The organism is Amycolatopsis sp. NPDC005232 (assembly GCF_040607795.1).
GTDB lineage: Bacteria > Actinomycetota > Actinomycetes > Mycobacteriales > Pseudonocardiaceae > Amycolatopsis.
The window spans coordinates 115,490-131,193 of record NZ_JBEXHL010000008.1 but is presented as its reverse complement, the minus strand read 5'-3'; the positions used below and the strand labels follow the sequence as shown (position 1 = coordinate 131,193).

Sequence of the window (15,704 nt, the reverse complement as noted above, 5' to 3'; positions counted from 1 at the left end):
TCCTCGGGGAAGGGGGATCAGCGGGTGCGGACGAGGTGCCCGCGTTGCCAGACTTGCGCGACGCGCTTGCCGTAGCCGGCGAGGTCGAGCGGGTCGCCGTCGACGACCACGAGGTCGGCGACCTTGCCGGGTTCGACGGTGCCGAGCTCGTCGCCGAGGTCCAGCAGCTTGGCGGCGCAAGAGGTTCCGGCGCGGAGGGCGTCCACTGGAGACAGTCCGGCCTCGCCGAGCAGCTCCAGCTCGTCGAGGTTCGAGCCGTGCGGGAACACGCCGCTGTCGGTGCCCAGGGCGATCGGCACGCCGGCGTCGACCGCGCGGCGGATCGACTCCAGGTGCTCGGCCGTCACGGCGCGGGCCTTGTCGAGAATGGCCGGGGGCAGCCGCGTGGTGCCCGCATCGACGTCACGCAGGAGGGCCCGCCCGGCGATCAGCGTCGGCACGAGCCAGGTCCCTCGCTCGAGCATCAGCGAGATCGCCTCGTCGTCGAGGTGGACGCCGTGCTCGATCGAGAGAACCCCGGCGCGCACGGCGTTCTTGATCCCGGCCGTGCCCTGCGCGTGGGCCATCACGCCGAGCCCGGCGGCGGCCGCTTCGGCGACGCAGACGTCGATCTCCTCGGGGGAGAAGTGGCCGTGCCGCGGGTCGTCGCTGGGGGAGAGGACTCCGCCGGAGGTGCAGATCTTGATCACGTCGGCACCGGCGCGCACGAGCTCCCTGACGCGCCGCCGCATCTCGTCGGGGCCGTCCACGATCATGTCCGGCCGCCCGGGGTGCGGCACGAGCAGGCGCACGGTCTCGCCGCTCGCGCTCCAGCCGTCGGTGTGGCCGCCGGTCTGGCCGAGCACGGTGATGGCCGTGCGCAGCCGTGGCCCCTCGATGAGTCCATCGGAGAGCGCTTTCTTGATCCCGGCGTCGGCGCCGCCCGCGTCGCGGACGGTTGTGATGCCGGTGTCCACAGTGGCCGCTAGGTTCCGTGCGGCCGCGTAGAACTGGTAGGAGAACGGCTCGTGCTGCATCCGGAACGGGTCGACGCCGGAGAACACCACGTGGACGTGGCAATCGATGAAGCCGGGCAGGATCGTCCGGCCGGTCACGTCGACTTCCTCGTCGCCGTCGAGCCCGAGCCCGACTTCCGCGATGCGGCCGTCCTCGATCACCACGTCGCCGTCGGCGGGCGCGGCGCCGGTGCCGTCGAGCACACGGCCGCCGCGCAGGACCGTGCGGCTCATCGCGCCACCACACTGGCCTCGACCGGCGTGAAGTCCACGTCGTAGCCGAAGCGCCGCGGGCCGGACGCGCGCAGACCCGCTTCGGTGCGCCACCGATCGTCGCAGGGCAGCCCGATCACGGCCACGCGATAGCCGTACCGCAGCTCTTCGGCCGGAATGGGCGCGCCGGTCTCGCGTTCCAGCGCCATCAGGAGGTCGGGCGTCGTCGCGACGATCCGGCCGTCGCGCCAGCCGACCAGATATTCGTTGCGGAAGCCCAGTCGGAACTCCTGCCCGGCGAACGCGTCCAGGCCCTGCAGCACGGCTTCGCCGACGGTCCAGCCACCGTCGGTCGCCCGCTCGACCCCGACGACCTTGCCGTCGAACAGCCGCGCGCCTCCGCGTTCGGCGACGACAGCGTCCACTGGTGAGGTGTGCTCGGCCCGAGCGGTCCGCACGACCTTCCCCAGCCGCGCGGCCAGGCTGAGCGCGCCGCGCACCAGCCACTGCTTAGCCTGCGCGCCCGTCATCGGGTACAGCGCCGACATCATCACGCAGCCGGAAGTGATCATCGCGGACCGGGCGATGCGGTCGGCCCAGTCGTTGGACTCCGTGGTGATGACCAGCCGATTGCCGTGTTCGTCCACCAGGGACATGGGTGTGGTCGACGCGCCGTAGAGGGCGGGGGTGACGAGGTCGAGCGTCGGGAAGGCGCGGCCCATGCCGTCGGCGTCGAGCACAGGAATGCCGCGCAGCGCGGCCGCGGTCACGGGGATCACCGCGTTGAGCCCGCCCGCTTCGGCGGGAGCGACGTGCGTGAAGCGGTAGCCCAGGTGCTGCTCCAGCGTTTCGAGCGCGGCCACGATCTCGCTCGCCCGCGGCAGCTTCTCCACCACGACGCTCGGCGCGCCCATGCCGGCGACGAACACGACGCGCGCGTCGTCGGGGATCTCGGCCACGTCGAGCAGCGACACCGGGCCGTGCTCGCGGATCGAGAGCCGGGCCATCAGCTTGCCCAGGTAGGGATCGCCGCCGCCACCCGCGGCGAGGATCGTGGCGCCGGTGACCAGGTCGTCGAGCACCGGTTCATCGAGCTGCATGGATCTGCTCCTCACGGGTTGCCGCGAACGTGCCGAGGTCGCCGACGGCCCGGACCCGGACCCTCGTGGTGTGCTGCAGGTAGGCGAGCGGGAGGTCTTCCTCGTCGACGATCCGCACCGTCCCGGTGACGGCGCCGGCTTCGACCGCACGGGCGTGCGCCGTGCGTCGGGCCTCGTCGAGGACGTCGTCCCGGGTGCGCTCGGCGAGCGAGTAGATCCGGTCGACCTCCGCGCCGACGTTCGCGGTCGCCGCGCCGACGGCGTTCGCCACGGGTGCGTGGCCGGGGACTCGCACCGCCGACACGCCGGGCATCTCGTCGCCGACCACAAAAGCCCCGCCTCCGACGGCGATCACGGGAATGGGCGCTGCGCTGAGCTTCGCGCGTTCCACGGCTTCGGCGATCCGCTCGTGGACGTGGGCGAGCACCCGGCCGGTGAACCCGGCCGCCAGGTGGGCGACAAGGGTCGGATCGCCGACGTCGGCGATCCCGGCCGCGACCGCGATGTCGGTGAGGGTCAGCGTGTCGCCGCCGAAGACGAGCGCGCGTTCGGTGAGCTGGTGGCCGACGCTCCCGGGCCCGACGGTCACCACGCCGTCGTGTTCGGCGACCAGGCTGCCGCCGCCGATCCCGAGCGAGACGACGTCGGGGATCCGGAAGTTGGTGCGCACCCCGGCGAGGTCGATCGCGATGGCCGACTCGCGCGGGAACCCGCCTTGCACGAGGCCGATGTCGGTGGTGGTGCCGCCGACGTCGGCGACGATGCAGTCCGTCTCGGCCGACTCGAAAGCCGCACCGCGCATGGAGTTCGTCGGCCCGGAGGCGATGGTGAGGATGGGGAAAGCCCGTGCCAGGGCCAGGTTCATCACGGTGCCGTCGTTCTGGGAGAGGAACAGTGGCACGTCGAGACCGACGTCCGCCAGTGCGTCGGCGAAACCGGTGATCACCCGGTCGGCCAGCGGTCGCAACGCAGCGTTGAGGATCGCGGCGTTCTCCCGCTCCAGGATGCCGAGCCGGCCGATCTGCTGCGACAGCGTGACCGACGCTCCAGGGCGCGCTTGGTCGATGAGGTCGCGGGCCTCGCGCTCGGCGTCCGGATTGACCGGGGAGAAGGTGCCGCTGACCACGAACTCGCAGCCCTCGGGCGCGTGGCGGGCGATCTTCCGGATGGCGTTCGCGTCGAGCGCCCGCAGTGGCTCGCCGGTGAACTGGTGCCCGCCGCCGACGACGTGGGCCTGCGCTCGCACCGCGGCGGCCAGGGGCGGCGGCCAGTCGATGAACGGTTCGAGCGTCTGAGGCGGCGTGGCCAGCCGGACCACGACCACCGGCGTGAGGCGGCGCGCCTCCACCACGGCGTTGACGAACTGCGTTGTGCCGATCACCACGGCCTCGACCGCGGCCGTGCCGACCTGCTCGACCACGGCGGCGAGTGCCGTGGCCACGCCGGAGAGCACGTCGTCCGTCGTGGCGGTTTTCGTCCACGCGACGACCCGCTCGTCGTCCAGCGCGACTGCGTCGGTGTTGGTGCCGCCGACGTCGATTCCGATGCGCATCGTTGCCCTTCCCGGACCACGGAGCGGGACCCGCCGCCGCTATCCAGTAAACAGAACGTTAATCCAGTAAACTGAACACTGAACTTGCGGCGTACAGTACGAGCCGAGTTCGTGCGGGTCAACTGTCCGCCCGATAACGGATGCGTCACCGCGGTGGCGAGGGAAGTTCACAACACCGGACGGGACTTCCAGAAAACTGGACAATCGAGTACCGTCCCGGACCATGTCATCCGGGTCTCTCGACGAGGCGGTCCCCGAGATCGGTCCCTACCTGCGCGCGTGCCGCAAGCGGCGCGGACTTTCGCTGCAGCAGGTGGCACTCGCGACGGGGATCTCGAAGTCGTTCCTGTCCCTGGTGGAGAACGGCACCAACGACATCACGTTCGGCCGCCTGCACCGGCTGCTCACGCTCTACGGCGTGGACCTGGCCGACCTCATGCCGGCCCGCGACCCGGAAGAGGGGATCGTGGTGCGCGCCGTCGAGCGCCGGCGCGTCTACAGCCCGGCCGACGGCATGAGCGTCTACCTGGCTTCCCCGGATACGCGCCGCACTCTGCTGTCGGGCATCGCCCTGCTGGAACCGGGCGCGGTCATGGCCGAGGACTCCGTGCACGACGGCGAGGAATGGGTGCACGTCGTGCGCGGCGCGGTGCAGCTTACGCTCGACGGCGGGGAGTCCGAAGTGGACCTCGAACCCGGCGACAGCGTCTGTCTGCGCGCGGGCCGGCGGCACCGCTTCGCGAACCGCGGAGATGTCGCGGCGGAGGTGATCACCGTGCTGTCGCAGGGCGGGTTCCCCGGTGGCGCGGCGGCCGACTGAAATCCGCGCGCTGAGCGGGGTTCGAGCCGTTTCCGACTCGAACCCCGCTGGCGAACTCAGTCGTGCTGGTGGGGCTGCACGACGGGGAACTCGTTGTCGGTGTCGGCGACGATGTTGAAGTAGTTCGTGAGGATGTTGAGCGCCAGGTTGCCGATGACCTCGCCGATCTCGGCGTTGGTGACACCGGCTTCACGGGCGGTCTTGAGGACGGTCTCGTCGATCGTGCCGCGGCCGCGGGCGATGGTGTCGGACAGGGTGAGCAGGGCGGCGACGTGCTCGTCGGCCGAGTCGGCGTGGCGGGCGCGCTCGATCTCGTCCGCGTCGAGTTTGGCGACCTTCCTGCCGATCATCGTGTGCGCCGACAGGCAGTAGGTGCACTGGTTGTACTCGGCGGTGGCGAGCGCGAGGCGCTCGCGGACCGCGGCGGGCAGCACGCCGCCGGCGAGCGCGCCGGACAGGCCGAGATAGCCCTTCAGGAGCGCGGGGCTGCTCGCCATGGTCTTCGCCATGTTCGGGATCGCGCCCATGTTCTTCTTCGTCTCGGTGAGCAGGACCGCGGCCTGGCCGGTGGCGTGCTCGAGCTCGATCTGGGGCAGCGTCGACATCTCGGACCTTCCTAATGTTTGGATCTTGGATAACCGTTAGATCAAGGTGGCACGAGTCGACCGGCGGTGTCAAATGGTTGTGACGCAGGCTTCCATTAGGCAGTGCTACAGTGGGTGCCATGACGACCGCTGTCCTGCTCGGCGAACCACTCCCGGTGGAGCTGATGAACACCGTGAACGCCGGCCGCGACGGCGTGACCGACGCACTGACGGACGAGGCCGACGTCGCGAGTTGGCTGGCTGCAGTTGCCCCTCGTCTCGCGACCGAGGCCGGCGTGGCGCTCGACGGCGACTCAGCGCCCGTCGCCGACCGGCTGCGACGCCTGCGCGACGCCCTGCGCGCGCTCGCCGCCGAGGCCACGGAAGACCCTCGCCCGGTCGCGGTCGAGGTGGCCCGGGCCGACGCGCTGGCCACGCTCAACGACCTGGCCCAGACTCGCGCCGAGCTCGTCTGGCCTGAGGACGGCGAGCCCGCGCGCGTGCTGCGTTCGGGCGGCACCCCGGCCGAACGCGCGGTGGCTTTCCTGGCGCACCAAGGCATCGACCTACTCGGCGGCGACCAGCGGCAGAAGCTGCGCGCCTGCCTGGCGCCGAACTGCCTGCTGTTTTTCGTGAAAGACCACTCCCGGCGTGAGTGGTGCTCGGCCGGGTGCGGGAACAGGGCGCGCGTTCAGCGGCATTACCAGCGTCACCACGCCAAGAGCTGACGGGCTACGCGCCGTTGTCACTCCTGGCGGTGTGCGGGTCCGGCGGGTTGACGACCGGCAGGTCCCACGCCCGGCGGAACGCGCTGATGGTCAGCCAAGCGAGCCGCGCGTTGACCGGGAAGAGCTGCCGGACCGACGTGAGGGTGTCGAACGACGCGTCTCCCTCGCCGCGCCCGCGTTCGAGATCCGCCGGGCCGAACACCGGGCCGAACACTTCGAGGACGGTGCCGAGGTAGTACAGGTGCCCGAGCGTTTCGAGCTGAAGCCGGTGCAGGGCAACGGTTTCGGTCGTCACCGCAGCGGTGACCGGCGGCTGAGCCGCGGCCGTCAGCAGTGAAGCGCCGTCAGCCACGGCATGGGCGTCGACGTGCCGGACCAGCTCGCTCACGGCGACGTCGTCGAAGGTGTCGCGGCCCACGACCGTGCGCAGGGCTGCCCGCTTGTCCCGCAGTTCCTCGCCGACGAGCCGGTGCGCCACGTCGGCCAGCTGCCCGGCCGAGCCGAGCACCTGCCGAGTCACGCGGATCAGCTCGCGGGGCAGCCCGCCGGACAGGCAGTGCGCCAGGCACACGAACGGTTCCGGCAGCCCCAGCACGCGCCGGTTCAGCAGCTGCCGAGCGTCGCCGAGCCGCAGGTACTCCAGCCGGAAGATGCTGTCGAACGTGCTGTCGAACGCGTCGCGCACCGGCAGCCCACGGCGTTCGAACGACGCCAGCGCGTCCTCCGACACCGAGACCAGCAGCAGGAAACCGGGCACGTCGAAAGTCAGCACCGCCTTGATCTCGTTGACGAAATCCTGGGCCGCCTCCGCCGAGACGATCTTGTCCAGCTCGTCGAGGATGACGACCACGGACGGCGTCGCCATCTGCCGCAACCCGCGGACGCAGTCGACCGTCACCTCGAGGAAGGCGCTGAACTCGTGCACGATCTGCGGATACGTCAGCGGCTGCCGGGTGGTCTCCCGAGAGCCGCTCACGCCGGCTTCGGCACCGACCGGCAGGCCGACTTTCCCCGACCAGCCCGACGTGTGCTTCTGCTGATACCGGATCCGGCCGAGGTTGCGCTCCGCGACAGCCTTCAGCGCCCGCACATCGCCGGGTTCGAGGCCGGGCTGCTCGCGAACGTCGGCCGGCTCCGGTGACGACACGCGGCGGCGACGCCGCGCCAGAGTCGCGACACCGGCCACGCCCAGCAGTGTCACGAGCGCCCACCAGTTCGCCGTGAGCCAGGTCCGCAGGTCGGCCTGCGGACTGCGCAACGTCAGCGACCCCAGGACACCGACGATGACCCACGCGACCACCACGGCGGCGAACGGCCACGCCCGGCGCAGCACGGGCCACACTGCCGACCACCGGCTCGGCCGGTCCACGACCTCGGCGCCCTCGGACTCGCAGAACCTGATCACCGCCTCGCACATCCGCGAGTGGAGGTGCAGCACGAACTCGCGCGCGTCGTAGCGCACCGGAACGCTCTCCAGCAACGCGATGTGCACGCGGTTCGGGTCCAGGAACCGGCCCGCCTGGTACGCCTCCAGCAGCGTCGACTTGCCCACGCCGCGCGGGCCCGCCATCCCGACCGCGCCGCCGCGGATGCCCGAGAGCAAGGACCGCAGCCGCCGGGCCGCGTCGGTGTCCAGGAAGACCTGCTCACCGGGGCGCATCTGGCCGAGCGCACCGGGATCGAGCTCAGGCAGCTCCGTGCTGAACGGCGGGTCGAGTACCGCGGCGAGGTGCAGCCGCACACTCTGCTCGACCTGCGCCACAGCGGCTTTCGTCCACTCTTTGCTCGCTGTCTCGCGGGCCAGCTCCAACTGGTCGCGGCGGCGGGTCCACGCGGGACTGCCGAACCGGGCGGGATCCCGCGAGAGCCGCGCGGGCACGGAGCCGAGCAGGAGCGGACCGCCGAAGACCGCTATCAGCGAGCACACCACGTCGGCCACCACCCACGCGGTCCATTCCCCGCCCGCTGCGGTGAAAACCGGGCTGAGGATCGCGGCCGCCGCCACCGTGACGAGCAGTTCCCGCCAGACGACCGGACCCGGGACGCGGCGGCCCGGCGGCTCGTCCCTGAGCTTCATGAACCCGATCGCCGTCACCATGAACAGCGCGAACGCGGCGACGAGGCCGAGGGCGACCCAGACGATCACCGCCCAGACCGGGCCCATGCTCTCGCGCGAGGAGGGCCACAGCCGCAGGATCAGCAACAGGTACGTGGTGGCGAAGCCGGTCAGGAACGGCCAGCCCGCACCGCCGAGGGCCGGTTCGCCGTTCAGCCGCCGACCCGCCCGCGCGACGGCGCGGTGCGCCGGCCGGAGCAAAGCGAATCCCGTGACCACCACTGCCGCCGACACCCAGAAGTGCGCGGTCGGGGTCAGCGGGGTCTGCAGCAGCTGCCAGACGACGACCGGCAACAGGACACCGAGCCACAGGGCGGAACCCAGCAGTGCGTGGGCGACCTTGTCGCGCCGGTCGGGTTGCCCGGCCGCCTGCTGGGGCGGGGTTTCGTGCGCGTCGAGGGCCTGGCGGGCCTGGCGCAGCACGGAGATCTGCTCGTTGGTCTCGCTGAGCAGCGTGTCCGAGTCGCCGGCGACCCGCTGCACGACCTCCGACCGCACGCCCTCGTCCCGCACCCGGTGAGCCACGGTCGCGTCCGGGGATTCGGCGAAGAAGCCGAGCATGGCCTCGGCGGTGGGCTTGATCAACTCGCGCAGCTCTTCGACCAGCTCGTCGCGGACCGGTTCGGCGTTCTTCGCGGGTTCCGGCAGGGCATCGGCGAGAGACTGTGGCGGCGCGGTCACAGCGCGGAATCCTATCGGGGCGAACGCCCCGACACCGGCGATTCCGGAAACTTCGGCCTCGCGGCGCGCCGAGAACAATCGCCGTTGTACGGCGCTTGTACGGTCCGCCGCGATCCTGGCCGCACTTCACAGGCGTCAGGACGGAGCCGGGATCATGGGATTGAGACGTTTCGCGACCGGGGTGCTGGCGGCCGCCGCCGCGGCCGCGGGGCTGGGGGCGCTGCCCGCCGCGCCCGCATCGGCCGACGTGGCGAGCACGGCGGTGTTCCAGGCGAACACCGGAGGGTACGACTGCTTCCGCATTCCCGCGGTGGTGAAGGCGCACAACGGCGACCTGCTCGCCTTCGCCGAGGGACGGCACACGGGGGCCGACTGCGCGGACATCGGTGATGTGGACGTGGTGCTCAAGCGGTCGAAGGACAACGGCAAGACGTGGAGCGCGTCGACGATCGCGGTGCAGGGATTCGGCGACACCAAGGACAACGCGGTGCCGATCGTGCTGCCGACGGGCCGGGTCGTGCTGCTGACCGAGATGCAGTGCGTGAAATCGGCGCCGTGCGGGCGGGTGCCGCGCGTGAGCTACAGCGACGACAACGGCGCGACCTGGACGGCCCCCAAAGCGCTCACCGCGCAGCTCGGTTTCTCCGCGGCGCCGAACTGGCTCGCGACCGGCCCCGGTCACGGCATCGTGCTGCAGCACGGCGCGCACGCCGGCAGGCTCGTGGTCGGCATGGGCTACCAGGTGACTCCGTCGAGCCCGAACTTCGGCACGCTGATCTACAGCGACGACCAGGGCGTCACCTGGCATCTGGGCGCGTCGGACCAGGCCGCCGACCCGAACACGCTGAACCCGCAGGAGATCAGCGTCACCGAGCTCGCCGACGGGCGCATCTACGCGGCCGCGCGCAACGACCACTACTCGAAGCCCGCCGACGCCTGCGCCATCCACAACCGCGCCTTCGCGATCAGCTCCGACGGCGGGGCGACGTTCGACAAGAAGTTCGCCGTGGAGACCGGTCTGACGACCCCGCAGGTGCAGGGCTCCGTGCTGGAGATGAGCGCCACGACCGCCGGCGGCGCCTACGACCGGCTGCTGTTCGCCGGACCGTCCACTTGCGACCGGCGCAAGGAGCTGCGCGTGCGCTCTTCCTTCGACGAGGGCGGCACGTGGACGAGCGACGCGAACAGCCTGCTCGTGTGGGGCCAGGACGCGTCCTACACCGACCTGATCTCGCTGAGCCCGACGTCGGTCGGACTGCTGTACGAGGCCGGTCCCGAGTTCCAGGCCGACGCCGGTATCCGCTGGTCCACGGTGTCGGAGACCCAGCTCGGCGCCCCGGCCTGCGGCACCGGCTACGGCGTGATCGACTCGGCCCCGCTGGGCACGGCGGGCACCGCGTACCTGTCCTACAACGCGGCGAACGGCCAGAACTGCGTCAGCACCATGAAGAAGACCGGCGCGGGCACACCGTCGCAGACCTCGGCCTACCTGCAGGTGGAGGGTGCGACGCGCAAGACGGACTCGGGCGCGTTCTCCTACTACGCCGGGCCGGTGTCGGCGGCCGCGGCGGGCAAGTGCGTGCAGTGGGGCGGCGCGATCGGCGCGGACAAGTACGACAGCCCCCTCGAACACTGCGGTTGATCGGACACCGCGACAGATCGGACACTGCGGCTGAAACCAGGGGTCCTCCGGCTCGACAAGGCCGGAGGACCCCTGGCTCGTCACGAGGTGAACGTGCCGGCCCCGGGCACGGCGTCGAGCAGCTGCAGGGTGTACGGATCGGCCGGCGAGGACAGGACCTCGCCTACCGGTCCGTGCTCGACGACGCGGCCGGCCTGCATCACGAGCACGTCGTGGGCCAGCGACCGGACCACGGCGAGGTCGTGGGAGATGAACAGGTAGCTCAGCCCGAGTTCCTCCTGCAGGTTCCGCAGCAGGCCGAGGATCTGGTCCTGCACCAGCACGTCCAGCGCCGAAACCGGTTCGTCGCACACGACCAGCCGGGGACGTACGGCCAGCGCGCGGGCGATGGCGACGCGCTGGCGCTGGCCGCCGGACAGCTCGTGGGGATAACGCTGGGCCAGCGCGGCGGGCAGCGCGACCTGGTCGAGCAGCTCCGCCACCTGCTTGCGCCGCGACGCGCGGTCGCCGACGCCGAACGTCCGCAGCGGCTCGGTGATCAGCCGCTCGACCGTCCACATCGGATCGAGCGACGCGTACGGGTCCTGGAACACCGGCTGCATCGCACGCCGGGCGGCCCGCAGCCGAGCGCCGCGCAGGCCGACGACCTCGGCGCCGTCGAGGCGGATCGTGCCGGACGTCGCGGGCACGAGGCCGAGCACCATGTGCGCGGTGGTCGTCTTGCCCGAACCGGACTCGCCGACGATCGCCGTGGTCCGCCCGTGCCCGACGGTGAACGACACGTCGTCCACGGCCCGCAGCGCACCACCGCCGCCGCGCACGCGGTACTCCTTCGCCACGTGCGACACCTCGAGCACCACGTCAGCGGCCGCCGAGGCCTCGCGCATCGGGCCGGTCAACGACGGAGCCGCCGCCACCAGCCGCTGCGTGTAGCCTTCCCGCGGCTCGGTCAGCACCCGGCGCGCCGGGCCGGTCTCGACGATCTTGCCCTCGGACATCACCACGACCCGGTCGGCCCGGTCCGCCGCCAGCCCCAGGTCGTGCGTGACCAGCAGCAACGCCGTGCCGAGCTCCTGCGTGAGCTTCTCCAGGTGGTCGAGGATCTGCCGCTGCACGGTCACGTCGAGTGCGGAGGTCGGCTCGTCCGCGATGAGCAGGTCGGGCCGGCAGGCCAGGCCGATCGCGATCAGCACGCGCTGGCGCATCCCGCCCGAAAACTCGTGCGGGTACTGCCGTGCGCGCCGCGCCGGTTCGGGGATCCCGGCCTCGCCGAGCAGCTCCACCGCCCGGGCCCACGCCTCCCGGCGCGAGCACGTCCGGTGCGCCACCAGGGTTTCGGCGACCTGCCGGCCCACCCGCGCCACGGGGTTGAGGTTGGACATCGGGTCCTGCGGCACCAGCCCGACCTCGCGCCCGCGCAGGCGGCGCAGCCGTTTCTCCCCGGCGTGTGTGAGGTCCTCGCCGCGCCACCGGATCGCGCCGCCGGTGATGCGCCCGGCGCCGGGCAGCAGGCCGATGACCGCGTGCGAGGTGGTGGACTTGCCGGAGCCGGACTGCCCGACGACGGCCACGCGTTCGCCCGGTGCCACCTCGAGGCTCACGCCCCGCACGGCCCGGGTGCGGCCGAAAGACACCTCGAGGTCGCTGACTTCCAGGAGCGGTTCGGTCATCGTGGTCCCCTTCACCGCGTGCTCTTCGGGTCCAGCGCGTCGCGCAGGGCGTCGCCGAACAGGTTGAACCCCAGGCAGATCAAGGCGAGCGCGATCCCGGGGAAGATGCCCGGCCAGGGTGTGCGGAACAGGTACTGCTGCGCGTCGGACAGCATGATCCCGAGGCTCGGCGCGGGTGGCTGGATGCCGAGGCCGAGGAACGACAGCACCGCCTCGCCGATGACCGCGACCGGCATGATCACCGTGGCCTGCACGATGATCGCCGACAGCGCGTTGGGCAGCACGTGCTGCCCGAGGATCCGCCACGACCCGGCGTGCATCGTGTTCGCGGCGAGGACGAAGTCGGTTTCCTTGAGCCGCAACGTGTCGGCGCGCACCACGCGGGTCATCGTCGGGATCTGCGCGATGCCGAGCGCGATCGCGGCGTTGGTGAGGCCGCCGCCGTTGATCGCGGCGAGCCCGACGGCGACGATCAGGAACGGGAACGCCAGCATGAGGTCCGCGAGCCGGGAGATCAGCGCGTCGAGCCACCGCCAGTACCCGGACAGCAGTCCGAGTGGCACGCCCACGACCACGGCGAACAGCACCGACAGGGCCCCGACCTCCAGCGACGCGCGCGTGCCGTAGAAGACGCGGGAGAGGATGTCGCGGCCGAGGTCGTCGGTGCCGAGGGCGAACCCGACCGTGCCCGGCTGCTGGAACGGCGTCTCGAAGTGCACCGCCGTCGGCGCGTACGGCGCCAGCAGCGGCGCGAACACCCCGGCGATCACGACGATCAGCAGCAGCACACCGCCGATCACGCCCAGCGGGTTGTGCAGGAGCCGGCGCGTCACGCGGCCGTGGACACGGGCCAGTGGCGCGGGGGTTTCGGCGGCGATCGTCATCGGGTCCTCCCGGAGACTCGCAGGCGTGGGTCGATGACCGTGTAGAGGAAGTCGACGAGCAGGTTGATCACGATGTAGGCCGCCGTGATCACGAGGACCACGGCCTGGATCACCGGGTAGTCGCGGGTGAAGACGGAGTCCAGCGTCAGCTTGCCGATGCCCGGCAGGCTGAAGATGCGCTCGGTGACCACGGCGCCCGCGATGAGCCCGCCGAGCTGGAGCCCGACGATGGTGGTGACCACGATGAGGCTGTTGCGCAGGCCGTAGCGGAAGATCACGGCGGCGCGCCCGAGTCCCTTCGCCCGCGCGGTGCGCACGAAGTCGGCGGTGAGCGTCTCGACCATCGACGAGCGGGTCTGCCGCTGCACCACCGCCGCGTGCGTGAGGCCGAGGATCACCGCGGGCAGCGTGAGGTAGTAGATCCCGCGCAACGGCTGGTCGAACGGCGAGACATAGCCGGACGCGGGGAACCACCGCAGCTGCACGGACAGGTAGAGCACGGCGAGGATGCCGAGCCAGAACGTCGGCACCGACAGTGCGAACAGCGAGAAGCCGTTGGCGCCCCACTCGGGCCAGCGACCGCGGAACACCGCGGCGACGACTCCGGCGAGCACGCCGATCAGGACAGCGACCAGCATCGCGAACACCGCGAGCTGCACCGTCACCGGCAGGGTCGCGCCGATCATCTCCCGCACCGGCGTACCGGTGCGCACGGACTTGCCGAAGTCACCGGTGAGCGCGTGGCCGACGAACTTGAAGTACTGCACCGGCAACGGGTCGTCGAGCCCGAGCTGCGCCCGCACGGCCGCGATGGCGGCGGGGTCGGCTTCCTCGCCGGCCATCGCCGTGGCGGGGTCACCGGGCAGCGCGCGCACGCCGATGAAGACCACGATCGAGGCGAGCACCAGCGTCAGGGCGGACTGCCACAGGCGGTGGAGCAGGTAACGTCCCACGGCTCAGCCCTCCTGGTTGCCGGTGAACGCGGCCTTGCCGAGCCGGACCACCCCGTCGGCGTACACCTGGATGCCGGTGACGCGGGTGGAATGCACGGTGAGGTTGCGGACCCGGTAGGTGTAGACGATCGGGTTCTGCTGCTGGATCAGCTGCACGGCCTGTCCGTAGAGCGCGGCGCGCTGCTTCGTGTCGATGCTGCGTGCGGCACCCGACAGCAGGTTGTCCAATGTGGATGAGTTGAAGCCGCCGTAGTTGCCGCCCGAGCCGGTGGAGAGGAAGCGCGCGGTGTTGGCGTCCGGGTCGATGCGGCCGGACCAGCCGAGCATCAGCGCCTCGAAGGTGCCGCGTTTCTGCACGTCCAGCAGGGTGGAGTACTCGACCGGCACGATCTTCACGTCGAACCCGCCCTCGGCGACGCTGGCCTGCAGGGCCTGGGCGTACCGCAGCTGGTCCTGGGTGTTGGTCACCTGCAAGGAGATCGGGAACGGCACGGGCACCCCGGCCTCTTTCAGCAGTTGCCGTGATTTCGCGGGATCGAACGGCGGGCAGGCGTCGCTCGCGGCCGACGAATAAGGCGTCTTCGGGGCGACGGGGGAGCAGGCGGGGTCGAACCAGTTGTTGAAGACGGTGTCGACGAGCGTCTGCCGGTCCAGGGCCAGGGAGAACGCGAGGCGGATGCGGGGATCGTTCGCGATGGGTTTGTCGATGTGCTTCGTGGGTTTGCCGACGCCGTCGACGTTCCCGGTGTTGAAGGTGACGCTCTGGTAGCCCAGGGAAGGAGATTGCAGCACCTTGAGATCCGGGTCCTGGGCGAGCGCGTCGACGTCCTGGGGCGAGATCGTGTCGGCGACCTGGATGTCACCCGAGCGCAGGTTCGCCGCGCGAATGTTGGCGTCGGTCATGATCCGGTAGGTGATCGTGTCGAGGTGGACGTCTTTGGCGTTGTAGTACAGCGGGTCGCGCTCGACGTCGATCTCGGTCTGTGGCACGCGTTTCACGAACTTGAACGGGCCGACGCACACGGGGTTCTCGCCGAAGTCGTCGCCCTCTTTGGCGAGTGCGGCGGGCGACATGATCATGCCGGCGCGGTCGGCCAGCGCCGCGGTGATGGGAGCGAAGGGCTTCTTGTAGTGCAGCACGACGTGGCTCTTGTCGGGCGCGTCGATGCGGCTGATCGGGCCCATTTCGCTTTTGCGCTGGGAGGTTTTGAGCTCGAAGTGCCGGCGCAGGCTCGTCGCGACGGCCGGGGCGTCGAACGGGGTGCCGTCGGCGAAGACGATGCCGGTGCGCACGGGGATCGTGACGGTGAGCCCGTCGGGGGAGACCACCGGCAACGCGGTGGCCAGCTGCGGCACGATGGTGCTGGTGTCGTCGATGTCGTAGAGCTTTTCGCAGATCGTGGTCATCACGTAGCGCGTGTAGAGCGAGCTGGACGTGGTGGGGTCGAGTTTGTCGGGCTCGTTGGACAGGCCCATGACGAGGTCGCCGCCGCGCTGGACCGTTCGGTTGCCGACGGGGGTGCCGAAGTCGTCGTGGTGCTCGCTGCGAGCGCTCGCGTGTTGCACGGGTACGCACGCCGTGAGTGTCAGCACCGCCAGCCCGGCCAGGAGGGGGAGCAGGGACCGAGGAGACATGGCGAACAACGTACGTCGGTTTTTCCCCCACTCGATTTCCGGCTGGTTAATGCGTGTTAAATCGTTATTCGCCGAAAATGGACATGCCGAAAAGCGGGCCCGGGAATCGGGTCCGCTTTTCGGCGGGATGT

12 protein-coding genes are annotated in these 15,704 nt (G+C 70.8%); 3 read left to right on the top strand and 9 right to left on the bottom strand.

Annotated elements, in window-relative coordinates:
- Nucleotides 1-17 precede the first annotated feature (17 nt).
- Genes ABZU76_RS17510 through ABZU76_RS17500 form a run of 3 tightly spaced genes read right to left on the bottom strand, consistent with a single transcriptional unit; the run spans nucleotide 18 to nucleotide 3,860 of the window.
- Nucleotides 18-1,229, bottom strand: a complete 1,212-nt coding sequence (locus tag ABZU76_RS17510) for an amidohydrolase family protein (RefSeq protein WP_354870362.1) — start codon at nucleotides 1,227-1,229, stop codon at nucleotides 18-20.
- Nucleotides 1,226-2,308 (bottom strand): DUF917 domain-containing protein, encoded by a 1,083-nt coding sequence (locus ABZU76_RS17505; protein ID WP_354870360.1) that lies wholly within the window; start codon nucleotides 2,306-2,308, stop codon nucleotides 1,226-1,228. The genes ABZU76_RS17510 and ABZU76_RS17505 overlap by 4 nt, the downstream gene beginning before the upstream one ends.
- On the bottom strand, nucleotides 2,295-3,860 hold the full coding sequence (locus ABZU76_RS17500) for a hydantoinase/oxoprolinase family protein (RefSeq protein ID WP_354870358.1): 1,566 nt from the start codon (nucleotides 3,858-3,860) through the stop codon (nucleotides 2,295-2,297). The genes ABZU76_RS17505 and ABZU76_RS17500 overlap by 14 nt, the downstream gene beginning before the upstream one ends.
- A gap of 223 nt (nucleotides 3,861-4,083) precedes the next feature.
- On the opposite strand from ABZU76_RS17500, the gene ABZU76_RS17495 reads away from it, so the two are divergent.
- On the top strand, nucleotides 4,084-4,680 hold the full coding sequence (locus ABZU76_RS17495; RefSeq protein WP_354870356.1) for an XRE family transcriptional regulator: 597 nt from the start codon (nucleotides 4,084-4,086) through the stop codon (nucleotides 4,678-4,680).
- 56 nt (nucleotides 4,681-4,736) lie between these two features.
- On the opposite strand, the gene ABZU76_RS17490 is transcribed toward ABZU76_RS17495, so the two are convergent.
- Entirely contained in the window at nucleotides 4,737-5,285 is a 549-nt protein-coding gene (locus ABZU76_RS17490) for a carboxymuconolactone decarboxylase family protein (RefSeq protein WP_354870353.1), read from the bottom strand.
- Between the two features lie 119 nt (nucleotides 5,286-5,404).
- On the opposite strand from ABZU76_RS17490, the gene ABZU76_RS17485 reads away from it, so the two are divergent.
- On the top strand, nucleotides 5,405-5,992 hold the full coding sequence (locus ABZU76_RS17485; protein ID WP_354870351.1) for an ABATE domain-containing protein: 588 nt from the start codon (nucleotides 5,405-5,407) through the stop codon (nucleotides 5,990-5,992).
- Nucleotides 5,993-5,996: 4 nt separating this feature from the next.
- Here ABZU76_RS17485 and ABZU76_RS17480 read toward each other — a convergent pair whose 3' ends face one another.
- Nucleotides 5,997-8,789 (bottom strand): transcriptional regulator, encoded by a 2,793-nt coding sequence (locus ABZU76_RS17480; protein WP_354870349.1) that lies wholly within the window; start codon nucleotides 8,787-8,789, stop codon nucleotides 5,997-5,999.
- A gap of 154 nt (nucleotides 8,790-8,943) precedes the next feature.
- Between ABZU76_RS17480 and ABZU76_RS17475 the strand changes: the two genes are divergently transcribed.
- Entirely contained in the window at nucleotides 8,944-10,431 is a 1,488-nt protein-coding gene (locus ABZU76_RS17475; RefSeq protein ID WP_354870346.1) for a sialidase family protein, read from the top strand.
- 80 nt (nucleotides 10,432-10,511) lie between these two features.
- On the opposite strand, the gene ABZU76_RS17470 is transcribed toward ABZU76_RS17475, so the two are convergent.
- The 4 genes from ABZU76_RS17470 to ABZU76_RS17455 are packed head-to-tail and all read right to left on the bottom strand — an operon-like array spanning nucleotide 10,512 to nucleotide 15,573.
- Nucleotides 10,512-12,101, bottom strand: coding sequence for an ABC transporter ATP-binding protein (locus ABZU76_RS17470; RefSeq protein WP_354870344.1), 1,590 nt, complete (start codon nucleotides 12,099-12,101; stop codon nucleotides 10,512-10,514).
- Between the two features lie 11 nt (nucleotides 12,102-12,112).
- A complete protein-coding gene (locus ABZU76_RS17465) occupies nucleotides 12,113-12,985 on the bottom strand; it encodes an ABC transporter permease (protein WP_354870342.1) in 873 nt (290 codons plus the stop codon).
- On the bottom strand, nucleotides 12,982-13,938 hold the full coding sequence (locus ABZU76_RS17460; protein ID WP_220240382.1) for an ABC transporter permease: 957 nt from the start codon (nucleotides 13,936-13,938) through the stop codon (nucleotides 12,982-12,984). Before ABZU76_RS17460 ends, ABZU76_RS17465 begins: the two co-directional genes overlap by 4 nt.
- 3 nt (nucleotides 13,939-13,941) lie before the next feature.
- Complete coding sequence (locus ABZU76_RS17455; RefSeq protein ID WP_354870340.1) at nucleotides 13,942-15,573, bottom strand: ABC transporter substrate-binding protein; 1,632 nt, start codon at nucleotides 15,571-15,573, stop codon at nucleotides 13,942-13,944.
- Nucleotides 15,574-15,704: the final 131 nt, after the last annotated feature.